Genomic DNA, 18,933 nt, shown 5'->3' on the forward strand with positions numbered 1-18,933 from the left:
AAAATCGAAATTGATGTAAACGAAAGGGCAGTTTTATAAAACCGCAAGACTGCTTTTTCGTTTACACCAACTCCGATTGTTTCCTTAACAATTTACACGACAATGACTTACGATATAAGCAGATACTAAAATGATAAACGCGCCCCGATGGGCAAGGAAGGAGTATATGAAAATGATCGTTTGGGAGAAAAGGATTGGTGCAAAAAGGGAGAGTGAGGAAGTATGAACGAGAGAACATATACGACACCATTGGGCAAAATCCATTATTGGGTGCATCTGATTTCACCGGACGTAATAACGTTGGTGTTCCTGCCCGGTCTGACAGCGGATCACCGGTTGTTTGACAAACAAATCGTGTATTTTGAGGGGAAATACAACGTCATTGTGTGGGACGCCCCCGGCCACGCCGCCTCCTGGCCCTTTGCCTTTGCCTTCGATTTGATGGACAAAGCGGGGTCTTGCGTTAGATACAACAAGGCGTGGCATGAGGACACCGGAATTCCCCTGGAATGGCTCAAAGATGCTGGGCACAACTCCAACACCGACCAGCCGGAGATTGTAAACCGGCTGATCGAACAGCTGGCTCAGCGGGCGAAGTGTCTGGAGGCTTGATTTTACGAAATCAGTGACTGAAAAGAGAAGGTGTAAGCGAATGTGGAGTTACATAGTGGGGGGAGTATTCCTTGCTCTGGCAATGTATTTCATTGTCCAGGGGATACGATGCGGCGCGGCGGTGAGGGAAAGCAAAAACCGTCTTGCCGCTTACAATGCTCAGACGGCGGCATTAAGCTACGGCGATATAACTTATGTCGATTCGGGTGAGGGCGAGGTGATTTTATCCGTCCACGGCATTTTCGGCGGCTATGACCAGGCTTATGACACCTGTAAGGACTTTTGCTCCGACTATCGGATCATCGCTCCCTCACGGTTCGGATACCTGGGAAGCGACGTTTTCGGCGACGGAACGCCCGCCAGGCAGGCGGTGGCCTATGTGGAGCTGTTGGACAAGCTGGGCATTGACAAGGTGCACCTGCTGGCCACATCGGCAGGCGGCAGCGTTGCGATCCGATTTGCCCTTGATTATCCCCAACGCACGAAAGGCCTGATTTTATACTGCTCCGCCATGCCGCCTGTGGAGAAGCCGAAAGAATATGCCGAATATGCCGGGCCGCCTCCGTTCCTGTGCAATGATTACGCCATGTTCCTGTTAAGCCCTATGTTTGAGCCAATCATGGGGATGGAGCCGTCTACCATTTACAGTATGCTGCCCGTAAACGACAGAAAGGACGGCGTGATACTGGATGCTTCCGTTACCAACCCCGATATGGCAAGGAACTTTGGGGATTATCCGATTGAGGATTTTCAGGTTCCCACGCTGATTTTCCACGCAAAGGACGATAAGCTGGCAAGCTACGCCGATACGGAGAGAGCGGTATCAAGATTCCCGAACTGCACGTTCATTTCCTTTGAAAGCGGCGGGCATTTGCTGACAGGGCACGGAGAAGAAATCAAAAAGGCAGTTTCCGATTTTGTGGAAAACAGATCACATTGACAGAAACTTCTTTTGGCACATGGCCGGGACTTGGACAGGAGAATTTTTCAAAGCCCCTTTTGAAAGAAGCGAAACGAAAGTAACAAACCGGAATTGAAAAAGGGAGAGCAGTATGATGAAAAGAATTAAAGTAAAACAGATCAACAATCATATCTGGCTGTTAAATGACAATGATGAGTCCACAGGATATCTGGTGACGGGAAGTGAGAGAGGACTGATTATCGACACTATGACAGGATATGGGAATGTGCGGAAGGTGGCCGAAGAGATCACGGATTTTCCTCTTACAGTTGTCAATACCCACGGTCATCCTGATCATATCTATGGAAATGTATACTTTGAGAAGGTATATATACATCCTGCTGATATTCCGGTGGCCGAAAGGTTTTATCAAGATCCTGCTTTTGTGGCAGCAATCAGGCAAATGAACCGGCAGCCGGCTGAGTTTCTGACGGTAACGGAAGGCGATGTATTTGATCTGGGAGGTCTTTTTCTGGAAGTGTATGAACTGCCGGGACACACACCGGGCGGGATTGTGCTTTTGGACAGGAAAGACAGAATTTTATTTTCGGGGGACAGCATTCTGGAACAGACATGGATGCAGCTGCCGGAGTGTCTTCCCATGGAACAGTTTCTGGCATCTCTGGACAAAATACAGAAAATGCGGGGAGAATTTGACTATCTTCTGACAGGACATAACCTGGAGCTTGTGAATGCTTCTTTTTGCGAAGTACATAGAAAGGCAGTCTGGGAAGTCTGCGTGGGAATCAAGGATAAGGATGAGCCCTACAGCTATTTTGGCGGAACCTGCATGGCTCATCCTTATGGAAAAGAACCAAGAAGAATTGTATATCAGGAAAGATAGGACGAAAGAGATCCGATCGCTTGGTAAGACATATGTCTGTGACCGGGACAGGAGGCTCGAAATGAAACGGAAAGACAGAATCATACTGAAAACCGCTATGGCAACGCTTTTGCTGTTGCTGTTCTTTTTCGCGCAGGGAGCAATCGTGGTGATCACGGGAATAGAGGGCATTCCCTCCGCGCTGATCAGGGGTGCTGTGATCTGGGGGCTTGTAATTATCACATTGGCGAATTCCATCATCCGATACAAAGGAATCTCAAAGCTGGGATTTCGCAGTGCGGAAAAAGGGGCGGCAAAGAGAATGCTCTATTTTTCGCCGCTTTTGCTCATTGCCCTTTCCCCTTTTACGGCGGGAATAAACTTTAACGGTGGTGCGGCATTGATTTTAGCAAACTTGTTTTTGACGCTTGGAATCGGGATGGCGGAGGAAATCTTTTTCCGAGGCATTATCTGCGGCCTGTGGTTGGAGCGCGGCGTGGGAAAGGCAATGATAATCTCATCCGTTCTATTCGGATTCAGCCATCTCCTGAACATAGCTGGAGGCGCGGAATTGGGGGAAACAGTTGTCCAAATCTGCTTCGCCCTGGTCTACGGGATGGTATTTGCCCTGATTTTCGCTGAAAGCGGCAGTCTTCTCCCCTGCGTACTGCCCCACGCTTTGCATGACTTCTGTTCCTTCATCAGCGGGGAGGCTTCCGCGCAGTTTGAGATATTTCTGGGCGCAGTACAGTTTATCGTCTTGCTGGTCTATTTCCTCTATCTGTTCCGAATAACTGCTCGCAAAAGGGAACCGGCTTTGAAAGGCAGGTGAAATCCGATGAAAAAATATCAAATCATGTACTATGTGGGCGCAGCGATCAGCCTGCTTGTGGGACTGTGGCATTTTACCGTACCATGGATGTTTGGCTGGGCTTCGTATATACCGTATGAAACGCTGGTGGTTCCCATCAATTATGTCAACCTATGCTTTTCATTTTTACTGTCGGGGCTGAGCCTTACCGTCATTCTGTGGGGCAAAAAGGTGTTCGCGGGGAACTCGGAGGCGTTCTGTCTTTACGGCTTCTTGCTGGCGCTTTGGCTTTTCCGGGTGGCTGTGGCGGTGATCTATCCCTGTCCGCCGGAATCAAATGTGTGGATGTCGTATGGGCAGTTCGGCGGTTCTGTTCTCGTATGTGTTCTGCTGCTTGTGCCGTTTATACGGGTGGCCTCCACAAGGAAGAATAGAAAAAAGTAATGGCTAAAACAAAATTCATTAGAGGAGTTGCATTATGGAATATCCGATGGAAGAAATTCTCTCTTATGCCCTGCCTGCCCTTTTTGTGCTGGCAGTGTTTTACGGCATATATTTTGCCAAGATGCTGGCGCAGAAGCGCCGCGGCATCCGGACGCGGCAAATTGGAAAGCGAAAAGAAACGTCCATTCACACGGTGGAGATGCTGATGAGCATTGCTACGCTGGCCGTTGTGATCGCGCAGCTTGTGTCCATAGCGTTCGGCTGGAGCTGCCTTGCGGCAAAGGCGCGCTTTACCGGCTTTGTTACCGGGATGCTCGGTGATTTGATTTTTCTCCTTTCCGTTCTCAGTATGAAGGATAGCTGGAGGGCGGGCATCCCGGATCGAGATCGCACAGAGCTGGTCACATCCGGCATCTATCGGTTCAGCCGCAATCCGGCCTTTCTCGGCTTTGACCTCATGTATATCGGTGTGATGCTGATGTACTGTAACTTGCTGACCGTGCCGCTTACGGTGTTTGCCATTGTGATGCTGCATTTACAGATTTTGCAGGAGGAACGGTATCTGGAGGAAACATTCGGCGCGGCGTACCGGGAATACAAGCGGCATACACTGCGCTATCTTGGGCGGCGATAAAGGAGAAAGACAGGAGTTACAAGATGGAGTTTAGAGAAAGTAGGTGTTGATCGATGCGGTTTTGCGTATTTCGCTGTCAACCGCAAACTTTTGTTTCTCATGTTTCTGGCGGTGGACGAGAGCCTTCGTAGGGAGGGGTACGGCAGCGCAATCTTGAAGGAAATCAGGAACAGATACCCGGAGAAAAAGCTCATCGTTTCCATTGAACCGTGTGAGGATACCTCCCCGGACACTGAAATAAGGAAAAGACGCAAAGCGTTTTACGGGCGGAACGGATATAGCGAAACAGACTTTCAGATCAAACTGAGCGGCGTTGTGCAGGATGTTCTGATCGCAAACGGCGAATTCAGAAAAAACGAGTTTCTATTGTTTTTTATCCTTTACAGTAACGGCACGGTTTGGCCAAGAATATGGAGGAAAGATACTTCTTAACTCGAAATGCCTTGATAATGAGCTTATAGAAGGCAATGAAATCTGACGGAGGGGAAATATGAGGCAGCGTAATGAATATGTAATTAGAGAAGAAAGGCTGGCAGCCGATGAATATATTGATTTCTTGAAACATACGGACTTAGGTTCCCAATATCCAGAAGAAAGATTTGAAGAACGTATAGGTACATTAGTGAATAAGGCTTCTATTAGCCTTGTTGCAAGAAATGAGACTCATGAGATAATCGGGGTATGCTTTGGAATAACAGATTTTGCGTATTGGCTTTTTATAACAGATTTGGGAGTGGCTCGCGAATACACGGGAAAAGGAATTGGAAAAGCATTGGTCGGCAGATTACTCGAATTAGCAGGTGGGAAAGAGAACATCATCATGTACACCTGTGTAAACGAGAATGCAATTCCGTTTTATGAAAAAATCGGAATGAAAAAGTCAAATGATGTGATGGTGTATAACCATATTGATTGGACAGATTTTGTTGTAGAGTAAAGGCAACACCTCACAAAGCCGTCAGGCGGTCTTTGCGCAGTGGTGTCTTAAAAGAAAAAGGAGTGAAAATTTATGCGTGACTTTATGATGGCGGCGGTGCCGCTGGTGGTGCCGGGATCGCTTTGGCGGTGTTCTTCGCCGGACGGGCAGAAAAGAAAAAGAAGCAGGAAAAGGAAAACGGCTATGAGGCCATGGGGATGAGCCTGGTGACCGCTGCTGTCGTAGTCAAAAATAGAAAGAAAAAGAAGGGCCGGGTGTTCCGTACCGTTTTCCTGTGCATTTTTATCACGGTGCTTCTTTTGGCTGAGGTATTTACATATTTCGGCGGATTTGGAACCGGTGAAAGTGTGGACCCGGAAGAATTTGCAAAATACGCAGAACCTGTCCAAAGCCTGACAATTCCGGAAGGGGTAAGGGTAGTCGCACTGGGAGAGGCATCTCATGGCAACAGCGAATTCCAGCAGTTAAAGCTGGATGTGTTTCAACTGCTGGTAGAAAACGAAGGCGTAAAAGCATTCGCACTGGAAGGCGATTTCGGCGGATGTGAGATGGTAAACCGATATATTCACGGCGGCACCGGCACTGCCGAGGAAGCGGCGGCAAACATCGGATTTGCGATTTACCGTACAGATGAAATGGCTGCGCTCATTTCCTATATGCGGGAATACAATGAGAAAGCTCCGAAAGGGGAGGATCTTCGCTTCTACGGGTTTGATATGCAAAGAGGCCTGTACACCTATCAGCTTCTTCTGGAAGAATGCGAAAAACTGGGGGTATCCGCTGCCAAGATCGAACCTCTGGTGACCGGTGAAGACTGGAATCCGGAGTACGATTACCCACAGAGACAAGCGCATTTCGAGCAGATCAAAGCGCTTTTAGCGGCAAAAGAGGAAAGCGACCTTGGCGTACATCTGGCTGAAATACTGATTCAAAATTGTTAGTTGAATTCCGGCGAAGGCGCCAGCGCGGAGTATATCTCGCTGAGGGATTCATTTATGAAAGAGAATACGCTGTGTATCCTGGAGCAGGAGGAAAAGCTCGGGAGAGAATGTATTTTTGTTTCCGGTCATAATGGGCATATTGAAAAGGTTGCAGGCTACGGGAACATGGGCGGCCTTTTGTATGAGGAACTGGAGGACGATTACTATGTGATCGGGACGGATTTCTACAAGACGACCTGTAATTTGCCCCGCGGCAGAAACGGAATCCGAACCAATCAGACCTTCTATTCCTATGACCCTCTTGCAAAAGCGGCTAAGAGAGCAGGGTTTAATATCTGCTGGTTGGATTTCTCGAAAATACCGGAGGATTCTTCCCTGAAGCAATATACCGCGGATTATATTTATAATGGATCCCTTGGAGAGGGGTACAACCTCATCATAAGGACGATCCCAATGTCATACAGGGTATTTGAAAATCCGGAAATGGCTTATGACAGTATGCTTTATGTTTCAGAAGGAACACCGACAAGAATTAAGCAAGCAAAGTGAGAAAAATACCATGAAAAATTTGATTGCCTGCTGCGGACTGGACTGCGAAACCTGCGATGCCCGCGTCGCTACGCTGAACAATGACAACGAACTCCGGGAAAAGACCGCAAAGCTCTGGAGCGGGCTGAACGGGGTTCCCATCACCCCTGATATGATCAACTGCCTGGGCTGCCGCACGGAGGGAGTCAAGACACCGTTTTGCGACAAACTGTGCCCCATCCGGCAGTGCGTTTTGAAAAAGGGCCTTGCCACCTGCGGAGACTGCCCGGACAGGGGCGGCTACCCCACGGTGGGTGCGGTCTGGAACAGCAATTCGGAGGCAAAGTCACGGCTGCTTGAGCGTGACCGGTGATGATAGACAAGCGAAAGCGAGATAACCTTGAATATTTTGACCGTCTGCGATAGAACGCTTTATGATAAGGGTAAATGTCCAAATATAGATTGTTGTGAAAAGAAGGGCTTGATGGTTGCTATGAGTGTGAGGATTTAAAAGAGTGTACGAAGGGATTCTATCAACCAGACAATGACGGGGCAAGTGCCTGCAAGGCTCAGGCAATGTTTATTCACAAATATGGAAAAGAAAAATTCTTCTATGTTCATGATAAGCTGCATGAAGTTCATGATTTCAAAAAAATGCAGGAAATACTAGGAACAGATGCAGGGGAAGGATTAAAGATATTGGAAAGATATCTGTAAATTCTGCAATTTCCCATCAATTTCATATCAGAAATAGCTGACATGGGAATTATCTTGGATGATGTCTAAAGTAAAGCTCAGATAGAGGAGGGGATTTATTCGTATTTAAGGGTGCAAAAGGGGGGCAAGCGTTGGAGTGTAGGTGGAGCGCACGTGAATGGTATCAAATTGGTGGTTACGATAAAGTGATACATTTAAAACACAATGTAAACCTAAACGTTGACAAGAAATGTTTTTCTTCATATAATATGAATTAAGAAATGAGTATATACTATAGGCAAATATGTTATATGGGAGGTGTTCATATGGCTACAATACCTACACAGGTAAGAATTGATGAAAATTTAAAAAAGCAGGCTACAGAGCTTTTTTCACAGTTAGGAATGGATATGTCCAGCGCAATGAATATATTCCTTAGACAGTGTGTTATGAGAGGTGGTCTTCCATTTGATGTAGTGGTTCCACAATATAAGCCAGAGGTTATTGAGGCTATGGAAGAAGCGAAAAGAATCAGCAAGGATCCTAATACTAAGAGATACAGCAGCTTTTCTGATGCCATGGAGTTTGAATAACGGATTTATTTTTTGGCACTCCTCTTTGGCACTTTTTTGATAATCTCCTTTGTAAGAATCAGAAAATCCGAGCCATACGGAGCACCCGAGAAAACATCAAAAAAAGACATAAAAACATAGAGAAAAAAGAAACCTTAAAGAAATCCACACCCGGAGAAAATGCAGTAAATAAGCTGTTTCCAGCCGCTCTGAGAGAAAAGTTACAAAAGAATCTTATCAAAAGTATGCCTGAAAAGAACCTGGTGTTGTATGCATCGCCGGGAGAAAAAGGCAGAAAGAAAAAAGTAAAAATAGTGCAGTATCCCGGAAGGGCCGGAAAGGGAAGTTTTTACAAGTGAGTTTGCTAAAAAAATGCAAAGTGGGTGTGCGGAGTAATGTATAATCATTGCAGAGCAGATGCAGACAGCCATAGCAGAGAACAGCCGGATGGCACTTGACCAGAATGAATATGAGAGAAGATATGCTGATATTACCGAAAGGTACAATACTATCAAATCAGAATATGACAAGATTTCAGAACAGATTGAAGGTAAAAATGCTCAGAGGGAATTGTTCAAGGGATTCATCGGGGCATTGGAAAAGCAGGGCACTTTGGTAGAAGAATTCGATGAGGGACTTTGGAGCAGCCTTGTTCAGGAAGTGGTGGTAAAGTCAAAGGATGATATACTATTCATCTTTAAGAACGGATTTAAGATAAAGACGAGATAAATTAAATCCTGATTTGACACATATTATAATAGAAGAAAAAATTCAGAAATTTGATTATAAAAGGTCAGATTCGTCAGTAACCATCGGGCTTGACGGGTTTGACCTTTTATATTGCAGAAATATGACATAAAATGGATATGCGAATCTGCCGATATAAGGTATAATAGGTGTGTTGAGTTTAACAAATCGTAAGTTTTGGAGAGAAAATTAATGGAAGAAAAAACATATCAGACTCCTTGCGGAACAATCCACTATTGGACAAACGTTTCACACCCGGATGAAATTACCCTTGTTTTTCTGCCCGGATTGACTGCCGATCATAGATTGTTTGATAAGCAGATTCAACATTTCAAGGAGAAGTATAATGTTGTGGTATGGGATGCACCGGCACACGCCGCTTCATGGCCGTTTCGGTTTGATTTCGATTTGTTCGATAAGGCAAAATGGATGAACGATATTTTAAATCAAGATAAAATTGCCAAACCGGTCATTGTTGGGCAGTCTATGGGCGGATATGTTGGGCAGGCTTATGCACAGCTCTATCCAAACCGATTAACAGGTTTTGTCTCCATTGACTCTGCACCGTTGCAACGAAACTATGTGACTGCGGTTGAACTCTGGCTTCTGAAGCGAATGGAACCAGTATATGCTCATTATCCGTGGAAATTGCTTTTGAAATTGGGGACGGAAGGAGTTGCCACGTCTGATTATGGCAGAAATCTAATGCGTGAAATGATGCTGGTCTATGATGGTGACCAAAAGCGTTATGCGCAAATTGCTGGGCATGGTTTTCGTATTTTGGCAGAGGCAATGGAAAAGAATCTGCCATATGAACTGAAGTGCCCATCTCTGTTAATATGTGGAACTCAAGACCATGCCGGTTCATGTATAAGGTATAACAAAGCATGGCACCAAAAGAGCAAAATTCCTTTGGAGTGGATTGAAGGAGCTGGACATAATTCTAATACAGATAAACCGGAATTGATAAACAGTTTAATAGAAGAATTTGCCGCAGGTATTTAATAACAGACAACTCCCAGATTATGTAATCGCAAAATCGGGAGTTGCGGAGGTGATGGTATATGGCAAAACATGAGTTTGGAATTATGATGAATACTCCTCGGCAGAGCGAGCGATATGACGAATATGAACCGTGGAAATACGAATGCATTTCTGTTGATGATAAAGATTTAGAAGGTGTTGTTGAAAGACTTTCATCCATTGACTTTTATTGGCATACACTTTCTGTTAAAGGCAAAGGGCTTGCATATTGTGGTGTTACACTTGTTCCGCCCTGTTCATTAAAGGCGTTTATTGATAGCATTGCTGATATTCCTGAATTGTGCGAATTAAAGAAACTGTTTAAAAAGGCATTGGACAAAAATAAACAGGATATCTGTTCACTCTGTTCCTAGTAATATACTTTGTGATCACATGAAAATCAGTTACAGCCAGCTTTCCAGAACATCATTCAGCTTATTCATATCCAGCGGTTTTGCGATATGTCCATTCATGCCTGTATTTTTGGCCAGTTGTACATCTTCTGCAAAAGCATTGGCAGTCATGGCAACAATCGGCAGTTTTCCCTGTTCACCCGGAAGGCTCCTGATTGCTGCGGTTGCCTCATAACCATTCATGACAGGCATTTGGATATCCATAAAAACAAGATCATACAAGTCTTTCGGAGAAGCTTCTACTTTTTCAACTGCAATTTTTCTATTTTCTGCCGTTTCCACTTCTGCCGATGCCCGAAACCACTGGTATTGATTATCCTTCATTCTCATACGATACTCTACTTGGTATTTTATCTGGTTCGTCTTATCCTTAATTGCCGCCTGAAGCTGCACCATTACTCTTTCTTTATCCTGTGGATGCAGAAGATCTGACCAGGATTCCAGTTTATTCGGAAAGTCCAGAGTGTCATGATAGCCAAGCATTTTTCGGAATTCATGACTCCAGTTTGCATTCACAATCTCACTGTTTTCGTCACAGACAAAATAGACAGGTTTTGGTCATAAGATCCTGTCATTATACCTACCCCGCCATTATTTTCCAGTGTTTTCTGTACGGCCTGTGACATGGCCTGTGTCTGCCCCGTTACAGTCTCACCTAAAGAATATATTTTGTCTTCATAATTTTTCATTTTATAAAAATCCTCTCTCCGTCTTATGCCTTCTTTTATCTGTATACAGAAAACTTGTCCCTGATAGTTTTGCTACCCATTTTTGCATACAAAAAGGACACCTGCCAAAATCTGCCAGTGTCCCTACTATATTTCTTTAAAATCACACATCTATATAGTATAAAAGGTATCGGAATCTCTTCTGTTCAAACATCTTTTCCATATATTATGATGATATGGAAACAGTGGCAACCGGCTGACATGGTCAAACTTTCTGACTTTAGTCCCTTCTGGCTTTGCGTCCCTGCCTTTCAACAGATTTGCCTTTAAAATAATTTTCATTTTTTCCAAAAATAAAATACCATGTGGTTGTTCTTACGTCAATAACATTTTGATGGAAAAAATATATATATTTTAACCGAATCAAGTCATCTTTCATACCGCCTATGATAAAATCCATGGCTGAGGGCTTTCTTGTGTCTTTGGTTATCTGCTTCCCTTATTCCGGAACCGGCAGAGTTACTGTGACAGGTTCATGTTCCAGTGCAGGGATGATTTTCTGCATCAGATCTTCGGTTGTAAATTTGAGACTTGAAGTGTTAATGCAGGGGTGACAGCCGAAGTAAGGTTCCTTCATGACATCTTCATCAATAAGAAGCTGCACCTTTTTCTCGGAATCATTCATCAGTCCCAGGACACTGACGGATCCGGGGGTGATATCAAGATATTTCTCCATATATTCCGGTTTGGCAAAAGATAATCTGGCAGAGTGGATCTGTGCAGAGAGATCCTTGGTCTTAAATGGTTTATCACCGGGCATCAGAAGAAGATAGAAATCCGTCTCCTGGCGATTGCACAGAAACAGATTTTTGCAGATCGTGGTGTTGTCACCAAGGGCACGATCAATCTCTTCACAGGCTTCCATAGTCATAGCAGCTTCATGGTCAATACGCTGATATTGAATGCCAAGCTTATCTAAAAAATCATAGACGCGGATTTCTTTGTCCAGACGGCCATCTGTATTTTCAGGTCTTCCCTTTTGTAATTCCATTTCGTGATACTCCTTTACGTTTTCATTGATGAAAGTGTAATCCTTTTGTATGGGTATTGTCAACAGAGGGATATATAGGTAATAGTCTTTGACATTCCTGCTCCCTTTTGATACTATATGAGTAGAAAAAATTCAGACCTCCCCGGGAGAAATCCGGAGGGAGGCCTTTCTAACGAGGTGTAAGATGAAAAACGAAAAAAATTCTACGCATAGCCATCAAAGGGGGAGCTTTTCCGGCAGGATCGGTTATGTACTGGCAGTTGCCGGTTCAGCAGTAGGACTGGGGAATATCTGGAGATTTCCCTACCTTGCAGCGAAATATGGCGGTGGGATCTTCCTGCTGATCTATATTCTTCTGACAGCATCCTTTGGTTATGTGCTGATCATGTCAGAGACAGCTCTGGGACGAATGACCAGAAAGAGTCCGGTAGGTGCTTTTGCACATTTTGGGAAAAAGAAAGTCTTTAAGGTGAGCGGATGGCTGAATGCAGTGATCCCCATGCTGATCGTTCCCTATTACAGTACCATCGGAGGCTGGGTAGTTAAATATCTGGTGGAATATTTCAAAGGAAATGTACAGAAAGTATCTGAGGACGGATACTTTGGAAGCTTTATTGCAGATTCCTGGCAGGCAGAGCTGTGGTTTATTGTTTTTGCTGTGTTTGTCTTTGCCATTATTCTGGGCGGTGTACAAAATGGAATAGAGAGAATGTCAAGGATCATGATGCCGGTTCTGGTAATCCTGGCAGTTGTAGTTACCATTTATTCTGTCACACGTCCGGGTGCACTGGAGGGTGTGAAATATTTCCTTATCCCCAATGTGAAAAACTTCTCCTGGATGACGGTAGTGGCAGCTATGGGACAGATGTTCTATTCCCTGTCCATTGCAATGGGAATCTTATATACCTATGGTTCCTATGTTCCAAAGGATATGGATATTGAGAGATCTACTACACAGGTTGAGATTTTTGATACAGGTATTGCCATGCTTGCCGGCCTGATGATTATTCCGGCAGTGTTCGCTTTTTCAGGCGGGAACCCTGAGACTCTTCAGGCAGGACCGTCCCTGATGTTTATTACCCTGCCCAAGGTATTTGCAAGTATGGGTCTGGGTACTGTGACAGGAATTGTATTCTTTGTACTGGTACTGCTTGCGGCACTGACCAGTGCAGTTTCTCTGATGGAGACCAGTGTTTCCACAATCATGGATGAGCTTCACTGGGGACGTAAAGGAAGCTGCGCATTGATGGCAGTGGTTATGATCGTTCTTGGAACTGCTTCTTCTATGGGATATGGACTTCTGGATTTCATCCGTATCTTTGGAATGAATTTCCTGGACTTCTTTGATTTTACCACAAACTCTGTTATGATGCCTCTGGCAGCACTTGCAACCTGTATTCTGGTATTGAAGGTAGTTGGAATTGACAGAATCACAAAGGAGATTGAGCAGTCCTCTCCCTTCCGCAGAAAGAAGCTGTACAAAGTATTCCTGAAATACTTTGCTCCTGCCTGTCTGATCATTATCCTGCTTAGCTCTATTGCCAATGTACTGGGAATTATAAGCATGTAAAATGAGAAATGCTCCGTTGCTTCGGCCACGGGGCATTTTTATGTCTTGGTATTTACACCAATGACAGAAAAGGATAAAATAACAACAGGAAAATATAATAGGAGAACATACAAGATGAAAAAGAAACTTCTGGTCAGTATGCTGGTCGCAGCCATAGCAGCTTCTGCGCTGACGGGCTGTGGAATTACTGACAGCAATCATACAGAAAAGAATTCTGCAAAAACAGTAAAGCTGGATCCTGAGAATCCTGTTTCCCTGACTGTATGGCATTATTACAATGGCCTGCAGCAGACAGCCTTTGATAACCTGGTAGATGAGTTTAATAATACGATAGGCAAGGATGAAGGAATTTCTGTAAAAAGCTACAGCCAGGGATCTGTGGCTGATCTGGAGAAAGCCATCACAGATGCAGCAGATGGACTGGTAGGTGCGGATGAGATGCCCGACATCTTTTCCTCCTATGCAGATGTGGCTTATACCATTGAGAAAAAAATCGGTCTGGCAGATCTGTCTCAGTATTTTACGGAGGAGGAGCTGTCAGAATATGTGGATTCCTATATCCAGGAGGGATATTTTGAGGGGAACAAAGCCCTGTATCTCTTTCCTGTAGCAAAATCAACAGAGATCATGATGATCAACAAGACAGACTGGGAACCCTTTGCCAGTGCTACAGGGGTTACTCTGGATCAGCTTTCTACCCTGGAGGGAGTAAGAGAGGTAGCTGAGAAATATTATGACTGGACAGATGCTATGACGCCGGATGTGGCTGATGACGGCAAGGCTTTCTATGGCAGAGATGCCATGGCAAATTATTTTATCATTGGGATGAAGCAGTTGGGAAAAGATTTGTTCCAGGTGAAGGACGGCAAGGTTACTGTGGATACAGACAAGGAGAGCATCCGCCGGCTGTGGGACGATTATTATGTACCCTATGTTATGGGATATTTCGCAGCCTTTGGTAAATTCCGCTCCGATGATGTGAAGACAGGAGATATCCTGGCTTACACAGGTTCTACGGCATCTGCCATGTACTTCCCGGATAAGGTAGAGGATGATGAGGAAAGCTATACGATTGATTATATTGTCCGGAATGCACCGCTCCTTAAGGGTGGCAAAGACTACAAGGTACAGCAGGGCGCAGGTATGGCTATGTCCAAATCTGACGAGAAACATGAATATGCATCCAGTGTATTCCTGAAATGGTTTACTCAGAAGGAGCAGAATCTGAGATTTGTGTGTGAATCGGCTTATCTGCCTGTGCGGAAGGATGCAAATACCATCAAGGCCCTGGATCGGGTGGTCAAAGAGAATTCCATTGACATCAGCCAGAAGGCTTATGATTGTCTGAAGGATACGATGGACACCTTTGACAAGACACAATTTTATACTTCGGCATGTTTTGAAAAAAGCTATGATGCCCGTCAGATCCTGGAGTATAATCTGTCTGATAAAGCCACAGCAGATAAAACAGCCATCGATGAAAAAGTGGCTTCCGGTATTTCCAGGAAGGAGGCAGCTGCTGAGTATCTCACAGATCAGGCCTTTGACCAGTGGTATGAGGAATTTTGCAAAGCATTAAGTGCAAGTGTTGAATAAAAAAGGAGATTAAGATGAAAAAGATCCAAAAGCAGAAAAAGCCTTTGCTGAGAATCTTTTTGATTCCTCTTTGTGGAATTGTATTGCTTCAGGGAAGCTTATTGTTCACCATGCTTGTGTGCAGCGGGGCAAAATCAAAGATGGAGAAAAATATACTGGAGGCAGATTCCAATATTCTCCGGAACAGACAGCTGATGCTTCAGACTGCAATGGCAGACCAGTGGTCCTCTGTGCGGGAGGAACGCCAGGATCTGACAAACAGCCTGGGTAATTTCCTGGAAGAGCAGGAGCTGGATATTGCAGAATTCAGGGAGAGTAAAAGTCTTCAGGAGGCCTATCTGCAGCGAATTTTTCCCAATATGATCAGAGCGGTGCAGAGAAATACAGCCTCCGGATTATTTCTGGTTCTGACCAATGGGGATCCGGTGGAAGAAGCCTCAGATTATAACGGATTCTTTATAAGGGATTCTGATCCTCAGAGAAAAACTGCTACCAATACAGACTTGCTGTTGGAGAGAGGAAACAAGAATCTGGCCCGCAAGGCATCCATTTCCCTGGATTATGCCTGGTCTACTCGATTTAGCCTGGCAGGAGAGGGAAAGCGGGCAGCAGATGAGTTCTTTTACCAGCCCTATAAAGGGGCTCTCGCCCATCCTTATACAGATATGGTGAATCTGGGATACTGGTCAGAGCCTTTTATCCTGGAAGAGAATCCCATGGACAACCATGAGATGATAACCTATTCTCTGCCCCTGGTTTATGGAAATGAGGTATATGGAATCCTGGGAGTTGAGGTATCTCTCAATTTGCTGGAAGAATATATGGATGTGAGGGAGCTGGATGAGAATCTGAATGCAGGATATATACTGTCCTATAAACAAGGAGAGAAAGAGTATATCTGCGTGACCGGACAGGGAAGCCTGCATGAAGCAGTGCACAGACAGGGAGGAACCTTTACACTTTTACCGCAAAAGGAAACAGATCTGTATGTGGTAAAGGATGTGCTCAGAGGAAAGCAGAAAATCTATGCACTGATCAGTCCCATGAGTCTGTACAGCAATAATGTCCCCTATGACAATACAGAATGGGAGCTGTGTGCTCTGGTAACAGAGAAGTCAATATTCGGAATGGGAGAAGGGCTGTACAGAGGTATTTTAAATGTTCTGCTTGTCTGTGCTGTCATTGGGATTTGTGTGGTTATCTTTGTGGTAGGGCGTGTAATGAAACCGGTTCATTCCCTTATGAACAGTGTGAGAAAGGGACCAGAGGGAATCCGGAGCTTTCCACCCTCTAAGATTCTGGAGATAGATGAACTTCATGATGTTTTGGAGAGTGCCACAGAGGCTCAGAAAAAGACAGAGGATCAGCTGAGAGAGGAAAAGGAACGTTACCGGATTGCTGTGGAGAGCTCTGAGGATATCTTTTTTACCTACCGGATCCGGGAGGGTAAGATTGAAATTATGAACAGCGAAAGAAGGGATGGCATCTGGAGCCGCAGCCAGCAGCTGGAAATCCTTACAGGCATTTATGTTCATCCTCTGGACCTGAGAAGGATCACAGACTGCTTTGCGTATGCTGTGGATACCATAGATGAAGATTTCAGACTGAAACAGAATGAAGAAGGAGATTATCAGTGGTTTAACCTGTCGGCAAAGGTGGTTTCTGATGAAACAGATGCCAGAGCCATGATCACAGGATATCTGCACAATATCAATCAGCAGAAGGAACAGGAGCTGGAGGAGATCCGCAGGAAAAAAATGGATCCGGTCACTTCCTTTTATAATATGAAAGAAGGGCTGCAGGTGATCCAGGATATGCGCAGCACCCAGCAGGAGGGAACCCTTTTTGCTCTTCATATATATCCTTTCCGACAGATCAATAAGCAGTATGGACTGATTGTTGGAGATCTGCTTCTGAAACAGCTGGCAAAGATTCTGAGAAAAACCTGTGAAGCCATGAAAGACCAGCCGGTTCTGGTGCGTGTAAGCGCAGGGACAGTAGGGGGCTGGCTGTCACAGCTGGATGAGAAAACTGTTCAGATTATGATCCGTCAGGTGGAGCAGGAATTCAGTCAGCTGATCCATAGGGATGTTTTGAAACCTGCGTTAATCAGTGAAATGGTACAGGCCGACAGGGTGACTGAGACTGAAAAACTGGCAGAGCAGCTGGAAAACAGGCTGAAGCAGAACAAAGTCCTCTCAGATGACTGGGACTTTGGTAAAATTATTTCTGTAGCTTACACGGAGCAGATGAGTCTGATGTCCATTACCCTGAACCTTTTTGACAGAGGAGCAGATTATAGTGTTCCACTGGATCTGTTTGCAGAAGAGTTGAACTCCAGATATTCGCTGGATAATCTGGTGATCACTGCTTATGACAGGGAAAATATGGTAAATACACTGGAGTATCAATGGCGGAAGAAACCGGAGGTCGACCACATTGAGTCCGGTGAGTATTCAGAGGGAAATCGGAAATCTGAAAAAATGGCTCAGTGTACAGAGGCAGATTTCAGAAGATTTACAAAGGCCCATGCAGGCAGGGATATCTGGCCTGTAAGCAGTGAGATCACAGAGAATCCAATGTTTGCTTCCTTCCTTGACCCGGGTAAGGGAATAGGGGCAGATATGACGGACAACGGACAGTATTCCGGAACCATATTTTTCATGGGAGAAAATGAGGAAGTCCTGAAATCGGATAATGATTATAAGGAAATCCGTGAGATCGTGACGATTATCCAGAACAGAATCAATCAGGAGAAGCACGACCTGTCTGCACAGGCAAAATCGGATTTCCTGGCCCGGATGTCTCATGAGATTCGTACACCGATGAATGGGATTATGGGTATGACAGCCATTGCCCTGAAGGAGGATCAGACAGAGGAGCGAAGAGTGGAATGTCTGGAAAAGATCAGAAACTCTTCCCAGTATCTGCTGTCTCTGGTAAATGATATTCTGGATATGTCCAAGATTGAAAGCGGTAAAATGCAGCTTCAGCCGTCCAAAGTGAATATGAAAAAGAAGCTTATGGGTATTCATGATCTGGTTGAATCCAGGTTCAGGGAAAAACAGCAGGAATATACAGAGTACATTGCCCTGAAGAATTCCTGGTTCCTGGCAGATGAGCTTCGTCTTTGTCAGGTGCTGGTCAATCTGCTGGGAAATGCTTCCAAGTATACGCCTGAGGGCGGAAATATCCGCTTTGAGGCAGTGGAGACTTGCATAGACGGCAATGCTTCAGAGATTTATTTTGCAGTGAAGGATGACGGAATCGGTGTAAGGAAAGAGGATCAGCAGAGGATTTTCCAGAACTTCGAGCAGGTAAGACAAAAGGACAGTGCTTACCGTCAGGGAACCGGGCTGGGACTGGCGATCAGCAACCGTCTTATTCATATGATGGGCAGCAATATCATGCTGGAGAGTGAACCGGGACGGGGAAGTATCTTCAGCTTCACACTAAGGCTACCCCTGACAGAGTCGCCGAAAGAGCAGAAGCAGGAGGAATCAGAAAATACTGCTGTAGAGCTGAAGGGCAGGCGGATCCTGACTGTGGAGGACAATGAGCTGAATATGGAGATTATTTCTGCAGTATTGGAGGATTATGGAATTGTTGTAGATCCTGCAGAAAACGGAAAGATCGCGCTGGATAAGATGGCAACTTCGCCGGTGGATTATTATGACATGATCCTGATGGATATTATGATGCCTGTGATGGACGGACTGGAGGCCACCAGGGAAATCCGTAAGCTGAACAGACCGGATGCACGGACCATACCTATCGTAGCCATGACAGCCAATGCTTTTGAGGAGGAACAGAAGAAATCCATAGCCAGTGGAATGAATGAACATCTGACCAAGCCCCTGAGTATGGAGAAGCTTGAAGAGACCCTTAGGAAATATTTAAGCTAAA

18 protein-coding genes, 2 pseudogenes and 1 riboswitch are annotated in these 18,933 nt (G+C 45.1%); of the genes and pseudogenes, 18 read left to right on the forward strand and 2 right to left on the reverse strand.

Annotated features, from left to right (window positions below; translation table 11 throughout):
* The first annotated feature begins 222 nt into the window (after positions 1-222).
* The 15 genes and pseudogenes from ACTNC6_RS06145 (at position 223) to ACTNC6_RS06215 (ending at position 10,103) form a co-directional block, all read left to right on the forward strand.
* Complete coding sequence (locus ACTNC6_RS06145; protein ID WP_441043482.1) at positions 223-612, forward strand: alpha/beta fold hydrolase; 390 nt, start codon at positions 223-225, stop codon at positions 610-612.
* A 40-nt stretch (positions 613-652) separates the two neighbouring features.
* Positions 653-1,552 (forward strand): alpha/beta fold hydrolase, encoded by a 900-nt coding sequence (locus tag ACTNC6_RS06150; protein WP_441043483.1) that lies wholly within the window; start codon positions 653-655, stop codon positions 1,550-1,552.
* A 112-nt stretch (positions 1,553-1,664) separates the two neighbouring features.
* Complete coding sequence (locus ACTNC6_RS06155; RefSeq protein WP_441033192.1) at positions 1,665-2,417, forward strand: MBL fold metallo-hydrolase; 753 nt, start codon at positions 1,665-1,667, stop codon at positions 2,415-2,417.
* A gap of 61 nt (positions 2,418-2,478) precedes the next feature.
* Positions 2,479-3,228 carry a lysostaphin resistance A-like protein gene (locus ACTNC6_RS06160; protein WP_441043484.1) on the forward strand — a complete coding sequence of 250 codons (750 nt, stop codon included), beginning with the start codon at positions 2,479-2,481 and terminating at the stop codon, positions 3,226-3,228.
* Positions 3,229-3,234: 6 nt separating this feature from the next.
* Positions 3,235-3,651, forward strand: a complete 417-nt coding sequence (locus ACTNC6_RS06165) for a hypothetical protein (protein ID WP_441043485.1) — start codon at positions 3,235-3,237, stop codon at positions 3,649-3,651.
* Between the two features lie 34 nt (positions 3,652-3,685).
* Complete coding sequence (locus tag ACTNC6_RS06170; protein WP_441043486.1) at positions 3,686-4,285, forward strand: methyltransferase family protein; 600 nt, start codon at positions 3,686-3,688, stop codon at positions 4,283-4,285.
* 66 nt (positions 4,286-4,351) lie between these two features.
* Positions 4,352-4,717, forward strand: a pseudogene (locus tag ACTNC6_RS06175) (GNAT family N-acetyltransferase); the annotation flags it as partial.
* 58 nt (positions 4,718-4,775) lie between these two features.
* Positions 4,776-5,222 carry a GNAT family N-acetyltransferase gene (locus ACTNC6_RS06180; RefSeq protein ID WP_441033202.1) on the forward strand — a complete coding sequence of 149 codons (447 nt, stop codon included), beginning with the start codon at positions 4,776-4,778 and terminating at the stop codon, positions 5,220-5,222.
* A 128-nt stretch (positions 5,223-5,350) separates the two neighbouring features.
* Positions 5,351-6,163, forward strand: coding sequence for an erythromycin esterase family protein (locus ACTNC6_RS06185; RefSeq protein ID WP_441043640.1), 813 nt, complete (start codon positions 5,351-5,353; stop codon positions 6,161-6,163).
* A complete protein-coding gene (locus ACTNC6_RS06190; protein WP_441043487.1) occupies positions 6,164-6,712 on the forward strand; it encodes an erythromycin esterase family protein in 549 nt (182 codons plus the stop codon).
* Positions 6,713-6,722: 10 nt separating this feature from the next.
* The gene (locus ACTNC6_RS06195; protein ID WP_441043488.1) at positions 6,723-7,064 is read left to right on the forward strand and encodes a DUF3795 domain-containing protein; all 342 of its coding nucleotides are present in this window, start codon (positions 6,723-6,725) and stop codon (positions 7,062-7,064) included.
* Positions 7,065-7,713: 649 nt separating this feature from the next.
* Positions 7,714-7,980 (forward strand): type II toxin-antitoxin system RelB/DinJ family antitoxin, encoded by a 267-nt coding sequence (locus ACTNC6_RS06200; RefSeq protein WP_441043489.1) that lies wholly within the window; start codon positions 7,714-7,716, stop codon positions 7,978-7,980.
* Positions 7,981-8,376: 396 nt separating this feature from the next.
* Positions 8,377-8,688, forward strand: a complete 312-nt coding sequence (locus ACTNC6_RS06205) for a hypothetical protein (protein WP_441043490.1) — start codon at positions 8,377-8,379, stop codon at positions 8,686-8,688.
* A 210-nt stretch (positions 8,689-8,898) separates the two neighbouring features.
* Complete coding sequence (locus ACTNC6_RS06210; RefSeq protein WP_441043491.1) at positions 8,899-9,711, forward strand: alpha/beta fold hydrolase; 813 nt, start codon at positions 8,899-8,901, stop codon at positions 9,709-9,711.
* A 59-nt stretch (positions 9,712-9,770) separates the two neighbouring features.
* Positions 9,771-10,103: a hypothetical protein gene (locus ACTNC6_RS06215; protein WP_441043492.1), complete on the forward strand. Its 333-nt coding sequence runs from the start codon at positions 9,771-9,773 to the stop codon at positions 10,101-10,103.
* 30 nt (positions 10,104-10,133) lie between these two features.
* Here ACTNC6_RS06215 and ACTNC6_RS06220 read toward each other — a convergent pair.
* A pseudogene (locus tag ACTNC6_RS06220) lies at positions 10,134-10,831 on the reverse strand (PAS domain-containing protein).
* Positions 10,832-11,054: 223 nt separating this feature from the next.
* Positions 11,055-11,145, reverse strand: a riboswitch (cyclic di-GMP riboswitch).
* A 164-nt stretch (positions 11,146-11,309) separates the two neighbouring features.
* A complete protein-coding gene (locus tag ACTNC6_RS06225) occupies positions 11,310-11,861 on the reverse strand; it encodes a prolyl-tRNA synthetase associated domain-containing protein (RefSeq protein WP_441043493.1) in 552 nt (183 codons plus the stop codon).
* A gap of 184 nt (positions 11,862-12,045) precedes the next feature.
* Between ACTNC6_RS06225 and ACTNC6_RS06230 the strand changes: the two genes are divergently transcribed.
* The 3 genes from ACTNC6_RS06230 to ACTNC6_RS06240 all read left to right on the forward strand — a co-directional run bounded on the left by ACTNC6_RS06230 (position 12,046) and on the right by ACTNC6_RS06240 (position 18,932).
* A complete protein-coding gene (locus ACTNC6_RS06230; protein ID WP_441043494.1) occupies positions 12,046-13,431 on the forward strand; it encodes a sodium-dependent transporter in 1,386 nt (461 codons plus the stop codon).
* 114 nt (positions 13,432-13,545) lie between these two features.
* Positions 13,546-15,027: an extracellular solute-binding protein gene (locus tag ACTNC6_RS06235; RefSeq protein ID WP_441043495.1), complete on the forward strand. Its 1,482-nt coding sequence runs from the start codon at positions 13,546-13,548 to the stop codon at positions 15,025-15,027.
* A gap of 14 nt (positions 15,028-15,041) precedes the next feature.
* On the forward strand, positions 15,042-18,932 hold the full coding sequence (locus tag ACTNC6_RS06240) for an ATP-binding protein (protein ID WP_441043496.1): 3,891 nt from the start codon (positions 15,042-15,044) through the stop codon (positions 18,930-18,932).
* Position 18,933 lies beyond the last annotated feature (1 nt).

The organism is Blautia sp. HCP3S3_C4 (genome assembly GCF_052064095.1).
In the GTDB taxonomy this organism is placed as follows: domain Bacteria; phylum Bacillota; class Clostridia; order Lachnospirales; family Lachnospiraceae; genus Blautia_A.